Genomic DNA, 17,887 nt, shown 5'->3' with positions numbered 1-17,887 from the left:
AGCGCTGGCTGATGGAATATAACAACGAGCGGCCTCATGAATCCCTGAATAACCTGACACCGGAAGAGTACCGGCTGATGGCTGAAAAACCGGAACTCTCAAAAAGTGCATGGAACTGAAGCAGGGGTGCTTACAGTCACACTACCTATTAAGAATATGGTATCAGACCAGATCCCGCGCAGCCAGCAGAACAGGACAGAACAGCGGTTGTGTCTAGGTAGGTGTGGGGATTAAACGAAGAGAACAAAAAAGGCTGCATAAGCAGCCTTAACAACAGATAGCCGCTGCTTAAAGCAACTTAGCTAAAATTTCAGTTACGCGATGATGGTGACCAAACAAGATAGCCTGTAAATCAAGCTGAAATTTGCTCGGCGCACGTAGCGTCGCGTGCTTTGCAAGAGCATCAGCGTAAAACTGCTGAAGCGCTTTGAGTTGGGAAATGTTCATCATATCCCTCCATAATTGCAGTTCACGGCCGACAATGGATAAGCGAGCATAAAACTGGCTACACCACGAGGACGTGGCTACATTATACCCGAAACAATATTCTCGTTTCACTTTTGTCACTGTACCGACGTTCTATCAGCAGAGCTGGTCCGAATAACCTGAACGTCCAAAGAGCGCGGGGTTTAATGTGAAAATAAACAGCAGAACGCCTATTCTTGGCACAGAGCTGTGTGTCAGATTAGGTTTAGAGCTGTGCCATATCTGTGTCAGGTCAAATCTGAGTTAATACAACTAAACTGCAACTAAACATTGTCTGTATGTTTTTCATCCAGCGAGCCGCATTCCTTTTATCCCCACCTCAATGATAGTTCCGTGATCTGCAGCCATAATGAAGTCAGCCCACCATTGCATCATCGGGCGACGCTGTTCCAGGTAATCGCTGCGGTTATAAGCACGGCGAACCTCATTCTTATCCACGTGGGCCAATGCAGCCTCAATCACATCAGGCGGAAAACCTTGCTCGTTGAGAGCTGTACTGGCAATAGATCGCAAACCGTGTGAAACGAGCACCCCACCAAAACCTGCGCGTTTCAGCGATGCGTTAACGGTTTGACTGTTCATCGGCTGGTTTGGCTTGATGCGGCTGGGAAAGATAAATTCTCGATTTCCACTTAACGGCTTCATCATCTCCAGTATCGCAATTGCTTCATCTGACAATGGAACAGTATGGTCGCGGTTCATTTTCATGCGTGCTGCAGGAATCTTCCACTCTCGCGCTTCTATGTCTACCTCTTCCCAGCGAGATTCAGCCGCTTCGGCAGGGCGGGTAATAGTAAGAAGTTGCCACATGAACAGGCAGCGAGTGGAAAGGCTAATGCTAGCTGTTCGCATTGTCTGCATCAGTTGAGGTAGTTGATCCGGTCGAATGCTTGGCATGTTCTTCTTCTGCGGCTTCTCAAAGGCCTTGCCAATGTTGACACTGGGCACCGCATCAATCAGACCTGTATTTTGGGCATAGATCATGACCTCATTGATGCGCTGGCACAGGCGACGGACGGTTTCCAATGCTCCTCTGGCCTGAACAGGTTGAACGGCCTGAACCAGTGTATGAGCTTTAATATCTGTAACGCTGACGTCGCCAATCGCTGGAAAGACATCTCTTTCAAGAGAGCGCCAGATATCGTCGGCATAGTCCTCTGTCACGCTGGCTTTCTTCACATTCCACCATCGTTCAGCTACGAGCTGGAAAGTATTGGTTTTAGCTTCAAGCGAACTGCGAAGTTGTTCTTGCTGATGTTCCTGTGGATCGATTTGTTTCGCAAGGAGAGAGCGAGACTCTGCCCGATAGTTTCTGGCATCGGCAAGCGTAACTGACGGGTATGGGCCTATGCTCTTTTTCGCACGTTTCTTGGTAACAGGGCGAATGTAGCGAAATTGCCAGATTTTACTTCCGCTGGATTTGATGAGTAGCTCAAGGCCATCACCATCATAGAGAACATAGTCCGCTTCTTTGGGTTTGGCTGATTCGATTTCCTTAACGGATAGAGGTTTGGTTTGTCTTGCCATTGCCGGGTTTCCATAGTTTTAGGCACCTCAAAAACAATAAAGCTTTATGAGGTGCCTAACAAGGTGCCTAAAAGGTTCGGATTTAATTAGTTGGCATCAGACTTCGCGGGACTAATTCAAGGCACAAAAAAGCCCGCAGGGCTTGCGCCGTGCGGGCTCTTAGGACTTCATCGGATGACTCTGGTAATCACCGATGGAGAATTTTGGTGGAGCTGGCGGGAGTTGAACCCGCGCCCGAAAATTTATAATCTATTGATAAACAATGATAAAAAAATTTAGCGTTTTGCTTCGGATCCTTTACGGCTCCTTTGAGGTTCCACCACTGACCAACTTGGGTCGTTTTTCAGTGTTGCCGTCATATTCCTTCAGATAGCGTCCATAATGCCTGAACAACATTTCTGGCCCTTTATGTCCCATCTGTGATGCCAGCCAAAACAGGTTAGCGCCGCGACTAATATGTCGGGTCGCGAAGGTATGCCTGGTCTGGTATGGATTGCGGTATCTGATCCCAGCTTTACGTAAAGTTGGTACCCAGGCTTTTTTTCTAATCGCATCGGCACCCGCCCAGGGTTTTTCTGTCTTAGGATCCTCAAAGACCGTTGCATCTTTCATAAAGGTGAAAGGCTTCTGAGAAGTCAGGGCATACAAGGCTTCTTCGGTTAACTCAACTTTACGCATTCCAGCTTTCGTTTTCGTGCCCTTAATTACCCCCACTACGCTGGCATTTTGTACATGCGCTGTTTTGCCGATAAAGTCGATATCGCGCCAACGGAGGGCGCAGAGTTCGGAACTACGTAGCCCGGTTTCAATTGCAAAGCGGAAGATGTTTTCCCACTGCTTATTACCTGCAGCATGCAGAAGCGCTTCAACCTCGGCCGGCGAAAGCGGATCAACAATATAATCACTTTCATCATCTGTTTTACTGCTCTGGTAGCGTGAGGCTGTCACCAGTGACACGGGGTTAATCTGCAATACACCATCAGTAACCGCCTCATCCAAGGCTGAGCGTAGGAATGAAAGTTGGTTCCTGATCGTTTTTAATGTCGTTTTCTGACTCTGGATCCATGTTTTTAAAGCAGCTGGTGTTAATTCGCTAGCAGGAAAAACGTGAAGTGATGACAGAGCATTTAAACATTTCTTATATCCACCGATTGTTGATGGAGATAATTTTCTGGTTTCGCAAATAACAAGATATTCATCGAGATAATTTTTTACCGTTTTTCCTGTTGAAGCATTACCAAATATTTTAAGTCGCGCCGAACGGGGAAAGTGTTCACCATAATTGAATGTACCTCGCTCAATTTTATTGTGAATTTCGCCGAGTGTTCGCTCGGCGTATTTAATGTTTTTGCTATTAACTTCAAGGTTTGATAAAGGTTCCCGGCATTTTACCCCCTTATAGGTAAAGGTAATATTGATAGTTTCCCCAGTGCTATGTTTCCTGATCGTTACGCCGCGCGGGAGTTTAGGCGATTTTGTCGAGCCCATTTTGCAACCTCACTAAGATCTATCCATCTTTCCTTAACGCCTTCGACCTTTAGCACCTGTACTCCTTCACGCCATACGCCACGCTGGAGGCGCTTATTTATGGCATCAGGGGTTTCGCCTGTCTCTTTGCAATAAGTTGAGATGGGAACACAATCGAGGCTCAGCATAGATTTCTCCATTGCCCGGCTGCACCCGGGCGATTAGGGTTATTATTCGTCGCTTGAAGGCAATAGTTTCTGCCAGATTGCCGATACATATTTTGCTTGGTGGCGGGCATCGGCCAATGCGTTGTGGGCTACGCCATCAAATGGCATATTGCGTTTGGGGTCGAAACCAAGTTGTTTACCGAGCAACACCATGGTGCGCACGTCGCTGTCGTTCCAGAATTGCCATGGGCAAGTTTGGCCGGCGCGGTCGTAGGCTGAACGTAAAATCACATTATCGAAGTTGGCACCATTGCCCCAGACTTTCAAGTAACGCGGGTTGTCAGAGTTGCGGCTGATAAACGAACTGAGCTCGGAGAGCGCTTCCGCGATGTGCCTGGTATCGTCGGTACAAATAGCTGCACGGGCCTCTGATGATTGTTTCAGCCACCACAGGATGGTGTCACCGTCAGGAGTCGCACCCTGATCCATAGCGCAGGCGAGGTTGACGGCCATATAGAACTCTGCGCCCAGATCTCCTGTTTGTGGATCAAAGAATACTGCCCCGATCGCGACTACTGGCGCAGTAGGCTTATTGCCCATAGTTTCGATGTCGATCATTAAATGGTTCACGTTAAATATTCTCCTGTTTCGGTGCTGCTGCAATCATCGCGGCCCAGCATAAGCGCGCTCGATGAGCTGCCTGCTGGCATCCGCTCATGTTCTGATACTCCTCCCAAACCTCTGGTTCACTGAAGCCCTCATCAGGCCAGGATTCGAACCCTTCAACAATCATGTCTTCTGTCGGCTCCTTCGGCACCATCACGTAACCGGGAGGAACAACGTAGCGAACTTCGACGGAACGGTCTGGACCGGCCGCCAGGTCAACGCCGATTACCGGAGAGTTGCCAGACGATATTGGCGGGATAATTCCCTCTATAGCCATAATGCGTTCATCATCGGTGGGTTCGCCGTCATAGTCGGACTGAGCTTGGAGCATGGCGCGGGCTTGCCATACGATCCACGCCACGACCATATCCCATGCCATATAGCCCTGGTCTCCATTTTTGGCGCGCCGATGGTCAACCGAATCGCCGAATCGTTCAGCCATAAAGGACTCAAAGGATTTTCGCTCATCCCGCACTACTGGCGCTGGCTGCTCTTTGATGTGCAACCGCGGTTCACCGTCTTTTGGCTCCGGCCATTCGCGCTGTTTGTTCACCGCCAACTTTTCGATCATCGCCTGGGTAATCTGCTCGTCAGTGATACCGGCACGCCGTTGCGCATCCCACAGCAAGAATTGCATGTCAGCCCACTCGGAGAGGTCGCCAGGCTCGGCTGCAGCCTCTAGGGCTTCTTTGCTTAAGTGTTTCAGTGGACCAATCGGGCCGACATTACCGAACGTAGCCTGTGACCACTCCGCGTGCTCGCGGCGTACATTGTCGCGTTCCAGCGCTGGCTGCGCGTCTCGACTTTGCACTGCGTCATCGAGCTGTTGCAGGAGAATATCGACCACTGCGGCAGTGTTGCGTGCGGTGACTGGACCGTTTTCATACTCATATCCACTGAGGTTCAGTCGTTCAACAATCGCGGTAAATTCAGGCGCTAGCCGCTGAGCGGTGTAAACATCCACCTCTCCCAAGGGTAAATCCCCAATCATCATCACGCTGGCGCGACCATTGCTATGATAAAGCGTCGCAGCAGGCTCGCTGTCCATTGCGGCCAACTGTGCGCGGGAAAGTTCGCGAATCTCTCCCCCGTCAACGTCTTCTATATCGTCGCGTCCGGATATTTGTGAGAGCCACTCCAAGCGCTCTCTGGTTATTGCTGATTTATTCATCGCTATAATCCCCCGAATGTCTGAATGCAGGTGGTTTTACCAACGAAACGGGCCGGACCTTTTCTTTTAGGTAGACGATATTCACCATCGAATCGGTAGATGCCGACAGCTGCGCATGGACCATCATCACGAATTAACTTCCATATGAAGTCCTCTCTGTCAGTGAAATATCCCGGGCCTTCACCGAACGTTGGAAAGTCGCTGTACACCACGTCCATATCACCATGTTGACCGTTGATAAAAACGAACCAGCCTTTATGCCGCTCTCCTGGCTTCGCGTCCAGGTGTCCGAATGTTTCGTGTATTACAGCTGCGGCCCTCGCCGCTGTAATTTGCTCTCCTATTTCGCGCATCACTTCTCCTCCTCTGGCGCAGATACCACTTCTATCTGGCAACCTGCTGCGCATTTCAGCGCTTCGCCACCAACGAACCACAGCGTAACGTCATGGTCGTCAAAGTCGGTTTCCTCAACCTCAAGTACTTGGTTTTTAACTTTCACAAAGTCGCCGGTATCGATATGTACCGCTACAACCATCCCCGGTTGATTTCTGTCGCTCACATCAGAATCGATGCTATCTGTTTCCACCTTGATGCCAGCCGTAATCGAAATAAGGAAATCACCAAAGTCTGTGATGTAGCTAATACGCCCTGAACGCTGTAATGCTCCGATTGCCTCAAGCCGCCGCACCTGCTCTTTTTCTAAATCGTGACCACCAGATTCAGGGTCATCACAGCATTCGGCGAAGCGGTGAAGCGCTGCTAAGTCAGCATCAGTGACAAACGAGCGAAATGGCTCAATAGTTACGGTGCGGGACTCCAGATGCTCGATATACGCCTTCAGCACATCAGCCAGATGTTTCCCCAGCGGCTTCACAACGTCGAATCGCCTGTCATCCCGTACCCAATCAGTTTTATTGCTCCATTCCATGTAGGCGGTGCGGAAGGACTCCAAATCGGCGATATGCTGGTGGGCTGCATGAAGCTCACTTGCAATAGTTTCGAGTTGCTGAACGCTTAAGCAGGACACTTGTTCGCTGGTCAATGAGGCCATATTTGCCCAATGGCGCAGATTCTTAACTAAGTTGGTGATATCAGTCATCGCTATCCTCCAGCACCAGTTCAGTGTCATCAGGTACCTGGAGTGTCAGAACAACGCTATAGCCGCGCTCATGCTGACTGAACGATGCCAGCCATGCCGGAATCGGCGTATCTTCATTGACTTGGCCGACTCCTAGTGCCCAGCAGCCTTCGTCTGTATAGCAGGCAATAACCAGCATCTCGCCTTCAGCAGATTTGAGGTGATAAACGCCGGGGTTGCTGTACATACAGATTTCTTCCCGGAGAGCGCCTTCACACTCGAAAAGGTCATCGCTGGCACCATAAAACTTAAGCTCTTTCATTTTTCGGTCCCAAAGTAGTAGTAAGCAGAAGTGACAATTGCCGGTATCCAGAAAACGATGATGCACAGAACGCAGCAAATAACGACGGCGCGCCAGAATCCACAGTAATCAGTTTCTTCGTTCATTTTTTGATTACTCCGCATAACCTTTTTATTTCAGCCGACAGCGCTGTGTTCTGGTCCATAGCTTCTGTAAGGGAAACAAAGGTCACATCCAGCCTTGATGCTATGTCTTGCATCAATTGGGCTGCTGCTGGTGGTAGGTCAGGTGCCGCAGCATACGCTGCAGCAACCAATTCTTTCACTTTCACGTGTGCCATTAGCGCCGCTCCATCAGCTGGTTAAAACGGTTCATGAACATGCCGTAAGACTGACCAGGGCGAACGGGATTAATTACAAATTGGTCTGTGGGAATAATGCCGTCGAGCATCGGCCAGTGGGTGCCGTCGTCGATCTCAAAGTCGCGACGTTCGCTGGCCAGCATCACAAGGTCGGCATACTTCACGGTCGGGTGTTGCTCAGTAGGAAGGCCGAATTTTTGGCGAATAGCGGCATCAACCCGATCCTCAATGGAGCGGTAGTCCGGGAGCAGGCGTTTAAGCGGTGCTGGGATATCCTGCAAATAAGCCTCGGCGGCGTCGTGCAGCAGCGCTTCGAGCGCAAACTCCTGCGGCACAAGGTTGCTCGTTAAAACACTATGCTGCGCTACGCTATAGAACTCAGGCAGATGGCCTGCAAATCGGCAGATATTCGAGAGAGCATTCGCTATATCTTCTATCTCAATGGCATTCTGCTGGATATCGAGATAGTTAAAGTGTTTGCCTGTAAAGGTTTGAATAAAGCTCATCGTATTTCTCCATTTAATTGCGCTCTGCACAGCGCTGTTTTTTGGGTATAGGAATCCCTCGCCAGATGGCGATAAATTGCAGGATTACGCTTTAATAAATCCCCGGGGTGCCGGGGATTTAATGGAGAGCAATCAGGCTTTGAAGTTGCCGATAAAGGTTTCTACTGGCTTGCCGTCGAACTTGCCAACCAGCAGATCGCGGAACTCATTGGCGATCGCTTCTTCCTGGGCTTCCAGTTGGACAATACGCAGAACGAATACCGGATCGCTACTTTTCAGCAGGCTGTTGCGCAGACTGAAACGACGTTCGCCCAGGCCCTCATAGGGTACACACATAAATTCAAAAGCCACCGGCATCACATCTTTACTGCTGGCTTCGATACTTTGCATCAGCGATTTTTTGCCACTGAAATCACCATCTTCGTGATCGGCGGCATTAGTTTGCTGAATTGTGACGCGGCGAACTGCCTGCGCTGCCTGGGCGATTTTCATCGTGTTTCCGTCGGCATCGAATGCAATAAGGTAATCGCTCCAGTCTTCCAGCCATTCGGCAATTTGCTTCTGATTAAGGTGATCGCCGTTAATCGACAGCAGCGCCCGGAACGGTGCTGTTTTTTTCAGTTTGATCGAAGCGACGTTATCAGCGTGGCCGGGATTATCTAGGGTGCCGATGTTGAAGATAGAGCGCGCCAGCATGTTATCGGCATCAATAAAGCAGCGGGCTTTTTCTTCTTCCTGGGCATAAGCGACAGAATAGCGAACGAAATCATCAATGCTGGTCGTGTCCATGGCGCCGCGGAAACGGAAACGCTCAAGAGCAAAACGCTCCAGGCTTTCAACGCTGGTATTTTCTGGGAGTAGGGCGGTCGGGCAAGCCAGGCTGTGGATATCATTAAGGTGATAACCGGAAAGCACCAGGTCTTTAACCTGCTGAAAAGTACCGCTGTCTAACTGAGACATAAAAATTCCTTATTAACTGATTAGCGAAGTGGTATCAGTGAATTTGTGCGTGCGGATCACTGAGCCGCTTTAAGCTTTCCGTCCACCGTGCCGGTGATACCGAAGAGTTGCCCCTGATCCTCCTGCAGGATGGTGAGCTTGCCGCCTTTGTTAACCCACATTGGTGTTTCGGTGGTGTCCTCTTCCGACGCTTTGCCGCGGGGAGTTGGGGTGCTGTAGTTCAGCTTGTGCTTAATCTTGACGCGCTTCTCTTCAACAGAATTGCCCATTCGCTCAAAATCAAAGGTAAGGACTACCTTGCCTTTGTTGCCGTTGTTCAGAACGCCGAGCGCGGTGGTATTTAGAGCCGCCGCAATCTTGTTCATGAATACGCCGGCGTCCAGTTCGCCCAGGAAGTCGGGCACGACTGTCATGCGATCATTACTCATGGTTTTACCCTCTCGAAAGGCGGCTGCCACCGCCGGGAATTTCTCCGTACACAACACAGAAGAGCACCTGCGGCTGCAAATCCGCCCGGGTGGATTGGGTAATGAGCCCGTCGCCCGGTGATGCTCTTGTGTATTGTGTAAAAAGGGCGGTTATCCATCAGAACGTTATCCTCTTCCTCCTTTGGATAGTGGAAAACTGGATAACCGCCAAGACTACACACAGCACAGTTAACCAGGTTGTGGCGGTGGTGCCTCCACCTGCCGGGTTAAGCCATAACCGGCGACGTACACTGCCCGGAAACGCATTCCATGAACGGGTTGGCTCGCCACGTGCGCATAGCCGCAATTACCACAACGGAGAGAGCACTCCGATCTTCTACCAACGCCCCGTCGTAGCTTTTCGGCGCATCCACATGGCGCTTGGGTTTCAGCCTCGTGTGGCGGGAATGCTCTTACCTGTTGTGTCCCGGACTCTTCCCGGGCGTCACACCTTTTCGCCGCGCTGGTGGGGCGCACGTCGTGCCTGAAACACTTGGCTTGCACATTCCAGTTGTCCGGATAGCGCATGGAACTTCAAGGGAACCATCCGGGCTGCTAACGCTGCATGTGCCATACAACGGTTGTGAATATTGCCGTTCACAACTGGAAACGCACTCCTTCAGTTACAAACCAGTCCCCACGACGGATGAAGATGGAATGCGCTTTCATGTTGTGTACGATTCACCTACCCCGGTCCGGCGGCGCCACCTCGCCGGGGCAGATGCAAAGGATCGTTACGCGATCATTCGGCTTATTGATATGGCCGGAAGTATCAAGTCCCGACATCGCGGATTCTGCTTCTCCGCCCCGATTTCACCCCCGCTATTGTTTAGCGCGCAAACCGAGAAAATCGCCTTCAACGCTGTCGGCTTTCGCCATGTTCTTCAGATATCTTCGGGCGGGGTGCTAAGGGAGTGATTAGCCCTTATCCTTAACACTCCTGCTGGTTTCGGTATTCCTGGCTTGGGTATCGCCACCAGCTATAGGAATTTGACTACGAGTTGTGGTTAATCAGACCGCTTCTCTGTTACCCCTCCCGAAGACATCTGTCAGCGAATCATCCGGTCATTCATACGCCACCGGCGGGTACATTATGTACCTATGGGGTACATTGTCAAGTGTAAAAAAACCCGCCGAAGCAGGTTTAATAGTCTTTGTTATGTTTTCGTTCGGTATCGTCTTGGTTTACCGGAAAAAATTACGGTACCAATTATAGAGCAATTACCATTGATTTTGATGTAAGGTTCCGGCCAGTTTGAGTTCAGTGCTTTTAGATAGCGTTGTCCTGCATCTTCAATCAAACGTTTAAATGTAGTCTCGCCAGAATCGTGCATTAAGGCGATTACATCATCTCCATGTACTGCTGGAACTTCGGGATCAACAAAAATCATATCACCTGGCCTATATTCGTCGATCATTGAGTCGCCAATGACACGAAGAATATAAGTCATCGGCCCACAGGGAACAGGGCATGGATAGTTTTCAGTGCTATTCAAATCAACCTCAGCATAGCCAACTTCGGTCCATGCTCCTGCTTGTACCCAGGATATAACTGGAACCATGGTGATATTTCTATTTGTATCAGAGACATCGGGGTTTTTAGCGACATTAGTGGTTTGATGTTCCTGATCTAACCACCCAGTAGGTAAGTCAAAACACTTTTCAATGTGTCTTGCCATTGCATCGCCGATGTTCTTTGTGGCGCCATCTCCCATGAACCGACTAGTTTGAGTCGGCTCGCGATCAATCATATTGGCGAAGTAAATATTACCGCCAACACCATCACGCAATTTTCTGGCGTTTAACCGCCTGATTTCCTGGATTGTTTTCATATTGAAATTAAACAGTGTGTACCTCAAAGGTACAAGTACCTTGAAGGTTCATTTCTTTCGTGTAATATGTACACAGGAGGTACATATATGAAAGAGTTTTGGGATTCATTAACTAAAGAGCAACAGAGCAATTTAGCTGCAAACGTTGGCTCTACACCCGGTTATCTGCGTTTAGTTTTTAACGGCTACAAAAAAGCCGGATTTGATCTGGCAAAAAAATTGGAAAAAAACACATCCGGTGCGATCACCAAGTTTGATCTTCGACCGGATATCTATTCCAAACAATAACATTTGGTTTTAACAGCGTTAACCACAGAAGTAAGGGGCAAGCCGTGGGTATAGAGCCTGAATGGAAAGTTGATAAGCAGCCGTCTTGGCTGGTGGCTGCGATCAAAAAAACGATCACTGATTTGGACGGAGGCTATGTAGAAGCAGCTGAGTGGCTGGGTGTTACTGAAAACGCATTGTTTAACCGCTTACGTGCCGATGGAGATCAGATTTTTCCACTCGGCTGGGCAATGGTCCTACAGCGGGCTGGTGGGTCAAATCATATAGCCAATGCGATAGCGCGTCATTCAAACGGGGTTTTCGTTCCTCTCGCAGATATTGAGGATGTGGACAACGCCGATATTAACCAACGCCTGATGGAGTCTATCGAGTGGATCGGCAAGCACTCACAGTATCTCCGTAAAGCTACAGCTGACGGTGTAATTGACCAGGCCGAACGCGAGCAAATCGAGGAGAACAGTTATCAGGTTATGGCGAAATGGCAGGAGCATTTGACATTGCTTTTCCGTGTCTTTTGCCAGCCAGAAAAGAATGACGCCCGCGAGTGTGCAGCTCCGGGCGTCGTGGCGAATAAATCAATGTGTATGGAGAAATCCGCATGAGCAATTTAACCGCAAATAATCAGCGATCGCAACTTCGCGCGTTACCAGTTCGCGGTGGTAAAGGCGTTATTGCGTATTGCTATGCCGTAAGAATACCGGGTGGATGGGCCCAGGTTAACCACAGTTTTACAGAGTGGGCTGTGGGGGACTTCATTTCACGAGGAGGTAAGCAGAATGGCGCAATGGATAAATAATCTCCCGGTTTCATCCGCTGTTTCTGTCCCTGCCTTTAGCGTTGGCAGCGTAACCATGAGCAGCCGTGAGATTGCTGAGCTGACTGAAAAGCAACATGGGCATGTTTGTCGGGATATTGAGGCGATGCTGAAACAGTTAGGAGAGAGCCCTGAGGGGTATATCCAACTTTGGACACACCCCCAGAACGGCCAGAAGTACCGCGAGTATCGCCTCGATCGTGAGCATACCGAATGCCTGATCACTGGTTACAGCGCGGTACTTCGCATGAAGATTATCCGTCGCCTGCGTGAGTTGGAAGATAGCGCTAATGCTATCCCACAAACGCTGCCGGAGGCGCTTCGTCTGGCTGCCGATATGGCTGAGCAGAATGCGCGCCTGTCTCACAAGGTCCAACAGGATGCTCCGAAAGTCGCGTTCGTCAATCAATACGTTGAAGCCGGGGGAGCCAAAAGCCTGCGTGAAACAGCGAAAATCCTGAACATGCCGGAAAAGGCCATGATCGACACGCTATTGCGTGACAAGGTACTTTTTCGTCAGTCCGGCAATTTGCTCCCTCATGCCCTGCGCCAGCGCGAAGGTTTGTTTACCGTCAAAACTGGCACTTCAGATTTTGGTCATGCCTATACCCAAACCCGGGTTACGCCCCGCGGCGTCCAGTGGATTGCACAGCGCTACGCCTCTGAGCTGATGGGAGGCTGATGTGGAAGAAAATATCCGGCCCCTAAACCAATACTACCGTGATCAGCATGGCATCGTCGTGCATGTCATTGGTTATGACGATGATCGCCAGCGCGTGATCTACCGTCGCCCAGGCTATGAGTGGGAATGTGCTGCCCCGAAGATTATCTTTCGGTCCAGATTCAAGAGGATAGGCAAGTGAGCGTTAAATTATCCGCATATGTCTGGGATGGTTGCGCAGCGGCAGGCATCAAAGGCAATAAGTTACTCATCATGCTTCGCCTGGCTGATTACGCCAGCGACGAGGGGATCGCATATCCAAGCGTGGCGACAATCGCGCGCCAGCTCGGTGCCGGGCGCAGCACTGTTATCACTTTAATCGGTGAGTTGGTTAAAGATGGCTGGCTGGCTAAAAAAGAGCGCCGTCTTGGTCAGCGTAGCACCAGCAACCTCTACACCCTTAATGTGGTAAAGCTGCGGCAGGCTGCAAATGAACATTATGAGGGTCCAAAATCTGGACGTTCAGAATCTGAACCTTCGGAATCTGGACATCCAGAAACTGAACGTCCGAAAGAGCTGAAAAATCAGGGTTCTCAGGGTCCAAAATCTGGACACGATCCGTCAGTAAATTCAAATACAGATCCATCAGTAGGATCTAAACCCTCTTGTCAGGTTCCTGAGGAACCCGACCCGGAAGTTGTTATCACCGATCTTGCCAAGCAGGCCCTTTCACACCTGAATCTCACAACCGGTTCACGTTTTCAGGTATGCAAAACTTCTCTGGAACACATCCGGGGCAGGCTGCGCGAAGGATTTACACCTGATGAACTGGCGCTGGTGGTCGATTACAGCTCCGAGAAGTGGGGAAAAGATATAAAAATGTCTGAATACCTACGACCGACCACGCTCTTTCTTCCATCCAAATTCCCTGGGTATCTCCAGTCTGCAACCAAGTGGGCAGCCGCTGGTCGCCCGAAATGTGTTGATGGCAAATGGACCAAAATCGGGGGAGAAGATCTGGCGTTTAAATCGAGCTATTCAGACGTCAAATACACTGTGCCAAAAGGATTCCGCTCATGAAATCGCAGGTTATATCACCAACCCCGGAACAACTGCGCCGCCAGGCCGGAGACATGCTCAAACGTGCCGAACAGTTGGAAAAGACGGGGGCAACAAAGGACGCGCTTAAAAAAGCACTGGTACCGGCGTTGCGTGAACTGATGCAAGCCAAACATCGTGCACAGCTGGCAGTTGATGAGCTTGTTGATAGTGTTGCAGATCTGGAAGGCCGAGTGTCGCATGTCGAGAAAGTAGTGCAGGAGGTACTGGCGTGATGAATGCATATTGTGAATCGCTGGAAGCAATGCGCGTGGCACCGTCCCATTACTTAAAAGAAGTTGGTGATCAGTGGCGAACACCTGACCCGTTATTTTGGGGTATCAACGCGATGTTTGGTCCGTTGATGCTGGACCTGTTCGCTGATGACAGCAATGCAAAATGCCCTGTCTGGTACACAGCAGAGGATAACGCGCTTACACAAGACTGGTCGGAAATGCTGGACTCAATCGGTGGTGCTGCATTTGGAAACCCGCCTTATAGCCGCTCTCAGTACCACGAAAAGCAGGCGGTCACTGGCATGACCCACATCATGAATTACGCTGCTGCACAGCGTGAGAAAGGCGGGCGCTATGTCTTCCTGCTCAAGGCAGCACCTAGTGAAACCTGGTGGCCGGAAGATGCCGATCACATCGTCTTTATTCGCGGGAGGATCGGTTTCGATCTGCCTACGTGGTTTGTTCCAGCTAATGATAAGCAAAAGCCCACCAGCGCATTTTTCGCTGGTGCCATTGTTGTATTTGATAAGTCCTGGCGCGGCGAGCGTTTCAGCTATATCCACCGTACAGATCTGGAAGCAAAGGGTCTGTCATTTATGACGCTGGCTCGTTTTGCTATTGGCAATAGTCCTTCACAGGTAGTTGCTGCAACTGACGAGGTCGTAACACCGGCTGCGCAGACGGAATTGCCGGAGACTGAATCACGCATCTGGCCACTGGAGGTAGGGTTGGTATTTAAACAGGTTGAAGGCTCTGAGGCTTTGGATATGTCTCAGCAGAATAAGCTAAAGGCTCACATTAACCAGCTTTGGCTGGAGCGTATGCCCACCAGCGAAATCATTACCGTTGCTGGTGGACTGATAGAAAGTATGCAGAGGGGTAGCCATGCGTGAGCTCATTGTAGATAACTTTGCCGGCGGCGGTGGGGCATCAACCGGGATTGAAATGGCTATTGGTCGTAGCGTTGATATTGCTATTAATCATGATGAAAACGCTGTAGCCATGCACCGAACTAACCACCCGGATACGCTTCATTATTGCGAAAACGTTTTTGACGTTGATCCCGTAGCTGCGACTGGTGGAAAAGCTGTCGGGTTTGCATGGTTTAGTCCTGACTGTACCCACTATTCAAAAGCGCGCGGCAGTAAGCCCGTCAAGCGTGAAATTCGTGGTTTGGCTTGGGTATCTGTCCGCTGGGGATTGGATGTTCGCCCCCGTGTTATGGCTCTCGAAAATGTAGAAGAGTTTAAAACGTGGGGGCCATTACTTTCCTGTGAAATGCGTCCCGACCCTGAGCGTTCGGGTGAAACCTTCCGGGCATTTGTTGGAATGCTTTCCACTGGAATACCTGCGGATCACCCAGCGCTTTACGAATGCTGCGATTTCCTTGGTATATCGCCGAATAGCAAAGATGCCAAACGCCTGATTGCCGGATTGGGTTATAAGGTCGAATATCGTGAACTGCGTGCGAGTGATTATGGTGCGCCGACGATACGTAAAAGATTCTTCATGTTGATGCGTTGTGATGATCAGCCCATTGTCTGGCCTGAAGCGACGCATGGAGATCCAAAATCTGCGGCGGTTAAAGCTGGCAGACTGGCTCCATGGCGAACAGCTGCTGAATGCATTGACTGGTCTATTCCTGCGCCATCGATATTCGACCGTAAAAAGCCGCTGGCTGATAACACATTGAAGCGGATAGCGCGAGGCATCCAGCGATTTGTAGTCGATAGCGCTGAACCATTTATTGTGAAATGTAACCACACTTCTCCAAGCGGCAAATATGATTGTTTTCGTGGTCAAGAGTTAGATGCCCCGATTCAGACCATAACAAAAAAACTTGGCTATGCGATCGCCGTCCCGACGTTGGTGCCGTTTATAGCTGGAAATGGTGGCAGCCAGTACCAGGCGAAACCGCGTCCTATCGATAAACCAACACATACAATCCTCAAGCAATCTAGGGCATGCGTGGTTGCTCCGGTTATTGCGCGTCAGTTCGGCGCAAGTATCGGGCACCGGGCGGATGAACCTAGCGCGACGATTACCGCTGGTGGTGGTGGCAAGTCACAGTTCGTCGCGGCAACGCTTATTCAGATGGGATATGGCGAACGTGTAGGGCAATCACCTCGGGTTCTCAATCTCGGTAAACCTTTGGGTACAGTTACTGCTGGTGGAAACAAGTTTGCTGTAACTGCAGCATTTCTTGCGAAGCACTACGGCGGGAACTATACAGGGCCGGGTGTTGGACTGGATGAACCGGCGCACTCAGTCACCACCGTCGATCATCATGCCTTGATAACCTCTCACCTGATAAAGTTGCGTGGTACCTGCCGCGATGGCCAGCGCACCGATGAACCTACACCGACAATCACCGCAGGAGGCCAGCATGTTGGAGAAGTCCGCGCGCTGCTGGCTTCTAATGATTACGACGAGCGTCGGGCGGATCAGGTTAAAGAGTTCCTGAATTCATTTGGCATCAGTGAGCTGGTGACGATAAAGGGGATTGTTTACCGCATTGTCGATATTGGCATGCGCATGCTTCAGCCTCATGAATTATACCGCGCGCAAGGTTTCCCGGATTGGTACATCATCGATCGGGATTACCGTGGCAAGAAGTACTCAAAAGAGAAACAAGTTGCCAGATGCGGCAATGCCGTCCCACCGCCATTCGCAGAGGCACTTGTGAGAGCAAATCTCCCTGAAATGTGCGGCGTTCAGCGGGAGGTTGCATGAGAGCTCTGCTTACTCCTGAAGTTGTGCCGCGTCTTGGTGTGGTACTGCTTAAGCCAGGAAAGGAGCTGATGCGTCTTTTCCGCAGCGGTAGGGTGCTGGTAGAGTCTGAGCCAAAAAGCATGGCAGGGCTGGCTACCGGCCGAATCCCTGACGCGCGCCAGCCGTTGGCTGAAGATAAGGCACTGGAAGCTTTTTTCACCAGCGAGAAGGTCATCAATGCCGCTGGCGGTCTGCAGGGACTTGAGTATTGGCTCCGGCAGAACACCCGGGAATGCCAGTATCCGCATTCTGAATATCATCATAATGAGCATGTAAGCATGCGCCATCCACCTGGCGCTATGATGCTCTGCTGGCATTGTGAAAACCTCCTTCGTGAGCAGACCACCGACACACTCAGTGAGCTGGCGCGCCGAAACGTTATCAACTGGATAATCGATACTGCCCTGCAGAATCTGCAACTGGGCCGGGAGCGAGAACTATCGCTGGCGGAGCTATGCTGGTGGGCTGTATATGCCGGTGCAGCAGACGCCATCACAGAGACAATGGCGCAGCGTGGCCTGCGCCTTCCTGCTGAGCCGTTTCAATCTGTATATAAAGAAAGCGACATTGTTCCTTCAGTACCAGCCACCAGCATTCTGCAGGAGAGGTTGCCAACAGCAGGATTAATACAGAAATGCTGGTCCAGCGAAAACGTGCAGGCGTTACCGAAGCTGCCGAAGGTGTTGGCGCTGGCCGTTGACCCGGAATCACCTGAATCCTTTATGTTGAAACCTAAGCGCCGCCGCTGGGTTAACAGGACCTACACCGACTGGGTTAAACGTCAGCCATGTGAATGTTGTCGCCGACCCGCCGATGATCCGCATCATGTTATCGGGCATGGCATGGGCGGTACCGCAACCAAAGCCCACGATCTCTTCGTGATTCCTCTGTGCAGAGAGTGTCACGACGAGCTGCATGCCGACGCAAATGCTTTTGAAGAGAAGAACGGCACGCAGCTGCAGCTGCTGTTTCGTTTCCTCGATCGGGCCATAGCGATCGGCGTGATTGTAAAAGCATAAGTGTATGGAG

Annotated in this window: 25 protein-coding genes, 1 tRNA gene and 1 pseudogene; 11 read left to right on the top strand and 16 right to left on the bottom strand. The window is 50.6% G+C overall.

Going from position 1 to position 17,887, the window contains the following annotated elements:
* Window positions 1-119 (top strand): integrase core domain-containing protein (locus tag FN082_RS10710; protein WP_142981547.1); only part of this gene is annotated, 119 nt, incomplete at its 5' end.
* Between the two features lie 169 nt (window positions 120-288).
* On the opposite strand, the gene FN082_RS29990 is transcribed toward FN082_RS10710, so the two are convergent.
* The 16 genes and pseudogenes from FN082_RS29990 to FN082_RS10645 all read right to left on the bottom strand — a co-directional run bounded on the left by FN082_RS29990 (window position 289) and on the right by FN082_RS10645 (window position 10,989).
* Window positions 289-450 (bottom strand): hypothetical protein, encoded by a 162-nt coding sequence (locus FN082_RS29990; RefSeq protein WP_167290042.1) that lies wholly within the window; start codon window positions 448-450, stop codon window positions 289-291.
* A 321-nt stretch (window positions 451-771) separates the two neighbouring features.
* A complete protein-coding gene (locus tag FN082_RS10705; protein ID WP_142981546.1) occupies window positions 772-2,013 on the bottom strand; it encodes an integrase in 1,242 nt (413 codons plus the stop codon).
* Between the two features lie 204 nt (window positions 2,014-2,217).
* Window positions 2,218-2,320 (bottom strand) — tRNA-Leu (locus FN082_RS29985).
* Window positions 2,311-3,501 (bottom strand): site-specific integrase, encoded by a 1,191-nt coding sequence (locus FN082_RS10700; protein ID WP_142981545.1) that lies wholly within the window; start codon window positions 3,499-3,501, stop codon window positions 2,311-2,313. The genes FN082_RS29985 and FN082_RS10700 overlap by 10 nt, the downstream gene beginning before the upstream one ends.
* Window positions 3,462-3,668 carry an excisionase gene (locus FN082_RS30175; RefSeq protein WP_116965872.1) on the bottom strand — a complete coding sequence of 69 codons (207 nt, stop codon included), beginning with the start codon at window positions 3,666-3,668 and terminating at the stop codon, window positions 3,462-3,464. Before FN082_RS30175 ends, FN082_RS10700 begins: the two co-directional genes overlap by 40 nt.
* Before the next feature lie 42 nt (window positions 3,669-3,710).
* Entirely contained in the window at window positions 3,711-4,277 is a 567-nt protein-coding gene (locus FN082_RS10690) for a 3'-5' exonuclease (protein ID WP_142981544.1), read from the bottom strand.
* 448 nt (window positions 4,278-4,725) lie between these two features.
* Window positions 4,726-5,133: pseudogene (locus FN082_RS10685) on the bottom strand (DUF550 domain-containing protein); the annotation flags it as partial.
* Between the two features lie 353 nt (window positions 5,134-5,486).
* The gene (locus FN082_RS10680; protein WP_116965870.1) at window positions 5,487-5,837 is read right to left on the bottom strand and encodes a hypothetical protein; all 351 of its coding nucleotides are present in this window, start codon (window positions 5,835-5,837) and stop codon (window positions 5,487-5,489) included.
* Window positions 5,837-6,583, bottom strand: coding sequence for a hypothetical protein (locus FN082_RS30170; protein ID WP_235892119.1), 747 nt, complete (start codon window positions 6,581-6,583; stop codon window positions 5,837-5,839). Before FN082_RS30170 ends, FN082_RS10680 begins: the two co-directional genes overlap by 1 nt.
* Entirely contained in the window at window positions 6,576-6,884 is a 309-nt protein-coding gene (locus FN082_RS10670; RefSeq protein ID WP_116965869.1) for a hypothetical protein, read from the bottom strand. The genes FN082_RS30170 and FN082_RS10670 overlap by 8 nt, the downstream gene beginning before the upstream one ends.
* Window positions 6,881-7,009 carry a hypothetical protein gene (locus tag FN082_RS30335; protein WP_268887524.1) on the bottom strand — a complete coding sequence of 43 codons (129 nt, stop codon included), beginning with the start codon at window positions 7,007-7,009 and terminating at the stop codon, window positions 6,881-6,883. The genes FN082_RS10670 and FN082_RS30335 overlap by 4 nt, the downstream gene beginning before the upstream one ends.
* Window positions 7,006-7,203: a hypothetical protein gene (locus FN082_RS10665; RefSeq protein ID WP_116965868.1), complete on the bottom strand. Its 198-nt coding sequence runs from the start codon at window positions 7,201-7,203 to the stop codon at window positions 7,006-7,008. The genes FN082_RS30335 and FN082_RS10665 overlap by 4 nt, the downstream gene beginning before the upstream one ends.
* Complete coding sequence (locus FN082_RS10660) at window positions 7,203-7,730, bottom strand: HD family hydrolase (protein ID WP_116965867.1); 528 nt, start codon at window positions 7,728-7,730, stop codon at window positions 7,203-7,205. Before FN082_RS10660 ends, FN082_RS10665 begins: the two co-directional genes overlap by 1 nt.
* A 132-nt stretch (window positions 7,731-7,862) precedes the next feature.
* Complete coding sequence (locus FN082_RS10655) at window positions 7,863-8,690, bottom strand: YfdQ family protein (RefSeq protein ID WP_116965866.1); 828 nt, start codon at window positions 8,688-8,690, stop codon at window positions 7,863-7,865.
* A gap of 56 nt (window positions 8,691-8,746) precedes the next feature.
* Entirely contained in the window at window positions 8,747-9,118 is a 372-nt protein-coding gene (locus tag FN082_RS10650) for a hypothetical protein (RefSeq protein ID WP_004123001.1), read from the bottom strand.
* Between the two features lie 1,196 nt (window positions 9,119-10,314).
* Entirely contained in the window at window positions 10,315-10,989 is a 675-nt protein-coding gene (locus tag FN082_RS10645) for a LexA family protein (protein ID WP_094963380.1), read from the bottom strand.
* Window positions 10,990-11,076: 87 nt separating this feature from the next.
* Between FN082_RS10645 and FN082_RS10640 the strand changes: the two genes are divergently transcribed.
* Genes FN082_RS10640 through FN082_RS10595 form a run of 10 tightly spaced genes read left to right on the top strand, consistent with a single transcriptional unit; the run spans window position 11,077 to window position 17,877 of the window.
* Window positions 11,077-11,277: a helix-turn-helix domain-containing protein gene (locus FN082_RS10640; RefSeq protein WP_094963379.1), complete on the top strand. Its 201-nt coding sequence runs from the start codon at window positions 11,077-11,079 to the stop codon at window positions 11,275-11,277.
* A 44-nt stretch (window positions 11,278-11,321) separates the two neighbouring features.
* Entirely contained in the window at window positions 11,322-11,879 is a 558-nt protein-coding gene (locus FN082_RS10635; protein ID WP_094963378.1) for a YmfL family putative regulatory protein, read from the top strand.
* Window positions 11,876-12,073 (top strand): hypothetical protein, encoded by a 198-nt coding sequence (locus tag FN082_RS10630; RefSeq protein ID WP_094963377.1) that lies wholly within the window; start codon window positions 11,876-11,878, stop codon window positions 12,071-12,073. Before FN082_RS10635 ends, FN082_RS10630 begins: the two co-directional genes overlap by 4 nt.
* Window positions 12,054-12,773: a phage antirepressor KilAC domain-containing protein gene (locus FN082_RS10625; RefSeq protein ID WP_094963376.1), complete on the top strand. Its 720-nt coding sequence runs from the start codon at window positions 12,054-12,056 to the stop codon at window positions 12,771-12,773. Before FN082_RS10630 ends, FN082_RS10625 begins: the two co-directional genes overlap by 20 nt.
* Window position 12,774: 1 nt before the next feature.
* On the top strand, window positions 12,775-12,954 hold the full coding sequence (locus FN082_RS10620; protein WP_094963375.1) for a DUF4222 domain-containing protein: 180 nt from the start codon (window positions 12,775-12,777) through the stop codon (window positions 12,952-12,954).
* Window positions 12,951-13,832: a conserved phage C-terminal domain-containing protein gene (locus FN082_RS10615; RefSeq protein WP_116965863.1), complete on the top strand. Its 882-nt coding sequence runs from the start codon at window positions 12,951-12,953 to the stop codon at window positions 13,830-13,832. The genes FN082_RS10620 and FN082_RS10615 overlap by 4 nt, the downstream gene beginning before the upstream one ends.
* Window positions 13,829-14,086: a hypothetical protein gene (locus FN082_RS10610; RefSeq protein WP_094963373.1), complete on the top strand. Its 258-nt coding sequence runs from the start codon at window positions 13,829-13,831 to the stop codon at window positions 14,084-14,086. The genes FN082_RS10615 and FN082_RS10610 overlap by 4 nt, the downstream gene beginning before the upstream one ends.
* On the top strand, window positions 14,086-14,979 hold the full coding sequence (locus tag FN082_RS10605) for a phage N-6-adenine-methyltransferase (RefSeq protein WP_094963372.1): 894 nt from the start codon (window positions 14,086-14,088) through the stop codon (window positions 14,977-14,979). The genes FN082_RS10610 and FN082_RS10605 overlap by 1 nt, the downstream gene beginning before the upstream one ends.
* Complete coding sequence (locus FN082_RS10600; protein ID WP_116965862.1) at window positions 14,972-16,819, top strand: DNA cytosine methyltransferase; 1,848 nt, start codon at window positions 14,972-14,974, stop codon at window positions 16,817-16,819. Before FN082_RS10605 ends, FN082_RS10600 begins: the two co-directional genes overlap by 8 nt.
* Entirely contained in the window at window positions 16,816-17,877 is a 1,062-nt protein-coding gene (locus FN082_RS10595) for a DUF968 domain-containing protein (protein ID WP_094963370.1), read from the top strand. The genes FN082_RS10600 and FN082_RS10595 overlap by 4 nt, the downstream gene beginning before the upstream one ends.
* The last annotated feature ends 10 nt before the right edge of the window (window positions 17,878-17,887 follow it).

This window comes from Klebsiella spallanzanii (assembly GCF_902158555.1).
Lineage (GTDB): Bacteria > Pseudomonadota > Gammaproteobacteria > Enterobacterales > Enterobacteriaceae > Klebsiella > Klebsiella spallanzanii.
This window is presented reverse-complemented; position numbering and strand designations above follow the sequence as displayed.

What these genes read in the sequence shown, in the direction of transcription:
- FN082_RS10705 (WP_142981546.1), bottom strand. Translation starts at nt 2,013, where the DNA reads ATGGCAAGACAAACCAAACCTCTATCCGTTAAGGAAATCGAATCAGCC.
- FN082_RS29990 (WP_167290042.1), bottom strand. Translation starts at nt 450, where the DNA reads ATGATGAACATTTCCCAACTCAAAGCGCTTCAGCAGTTTTACGCTGAT.
- FN082_RS10640 (WP_094963379.1), top strand. Translation starts at nt 11,077, where the DNA reads ATGAAAGAGTTTTGGGATTCATTAACTAAAGAGCAACAGAGCAATTTA.
- FN082_RS10650 (WP_004123001.1), bottom strand. Translation starts at nt 9,118, where the DNA reads ATGAGTAATGATCGCATGACAGTCGTGCCCGACTTCCTGGGCGAACTG.
- FN082_RS30170 (WP_235892119.1), bottom strand. Translation starts at nt 6,583, where the DNA reads ATGACTGATATCACCAACTTAGTTAAGAATCTGCGCCATTGGGCAAAT.
- FN082_RS10670 (WP_116965869.1), bottom strand. Translation starts at nt 6,884, where the DNA reads ATGAAAGAGCTTAAGTTTTATGGTGCCAGCGATGACCTTTTCGAGTGT.
- FN082_RS10610 (WP_094963373.1), top strand. Translation starts at nt 13,829, where the DNA reads ATGAAATCGCAGGTTATATCACCAACCCCGGAACAACTGCGCCGCCAG.
- FN082_RS10660 (WP_116965867.1), bottom strand. Translation starts at nt 7,730, where the DNA reads ATGAGCTTTATTCAAACCTTTACAGGCAAACACTTTAACTATCTCGAT.
- FN082_RS10655 (WP_116965866.1), bottom strand. Translation starts at nt 8,690, where the DNA reads ATGTCTCAGTTAGACAGCGGTACTTTTCAGCAGGTTAAAGACCTGGTG.
- FN082_RS10700 (WP_142981545.1), bottom strand. Translation starts at nt 3,501, where the DNA reads ATGGGCTCGACAAAATCGCCTAAACTCCCGCGCGGCGTAACGATCAGG.
- FN082_RS10595 (WP_094963370.1), top strand. Translation starts at nt 16,816, where the DNA reads ATGAGAGCTCTGCTTACTCCTGAAGTTGTGCCGCGTCTTGGTGTGGTA.
- FN082_RS10665 (WP_116965868.1), bottom strand. Translation starts at nt 7,203, where the DNA reads ATGGCACACGTGAAAGTGAAAGAATTGGTTGCTGCAGCGTATGCTGCG.
- FN082_RS10680 (WP_116965870.1), bottom strand. Translation starts at nt 5,837, where the DNA reads ATGCGCGAAATAGGAGAGCAAATTACAGCGGCGAGGGCCGCAGCTGTA.
- FN082_RS10605 (WP_094963372.1), top strand. Translation starts at nt 14,086, where the DNA reads ATGAATGCATATTGTGAATCGCTGGAAGCAATGCGCGTGGCACCGTCC.
- FN082_RS10625 (WP_094963376.1), top strand. Translation starts at nt 12,054, where the DNA reads ATGGCGCAATGGATAAATAATCTCCCGGTTTCATCCGCTGTTTCTGTC.
- FN082_RS30335 (WP_268887524.1), bottom strand. Translation starts at nt 7,009, where the DNA reads ATGAACGAAGAAACTGATTACTGTGGATTCTGGCGCGCCGTCGTTATT.
- FN082_RS10600 (WP_116965862.1), top strand. Translation starts at nt 14,972, where the DNA reads ATGCGTGAGCTCATTGTAGATAACTTTGCCGGCGGCGGTGGGGCATCA.
- FN082_RS10645 (WP_094963380.1), bottom strand. Translation starts at nt 10,989, where the DNA reads ATGAAAACAATCCAGGAAATCAGGCGGTTAAACGCCAGAAAATTGCGT.
- FN082_RS10630 (WP_094963377.1), top strand. Translation starts at nt 11,876, where the DNA reads ATGAGCAATTTAACCGCAAATAATCAGCGATCGCAACTTCGCGCGTTA.
- FN082_RS30175 (WP_116965872.1), bottom strand. Translation starts at nt 3,668, where the DNA reads ATGCTGAGCCTCGATTGTGTTCCCATCTCAACTTATTGCAAAGAGACA.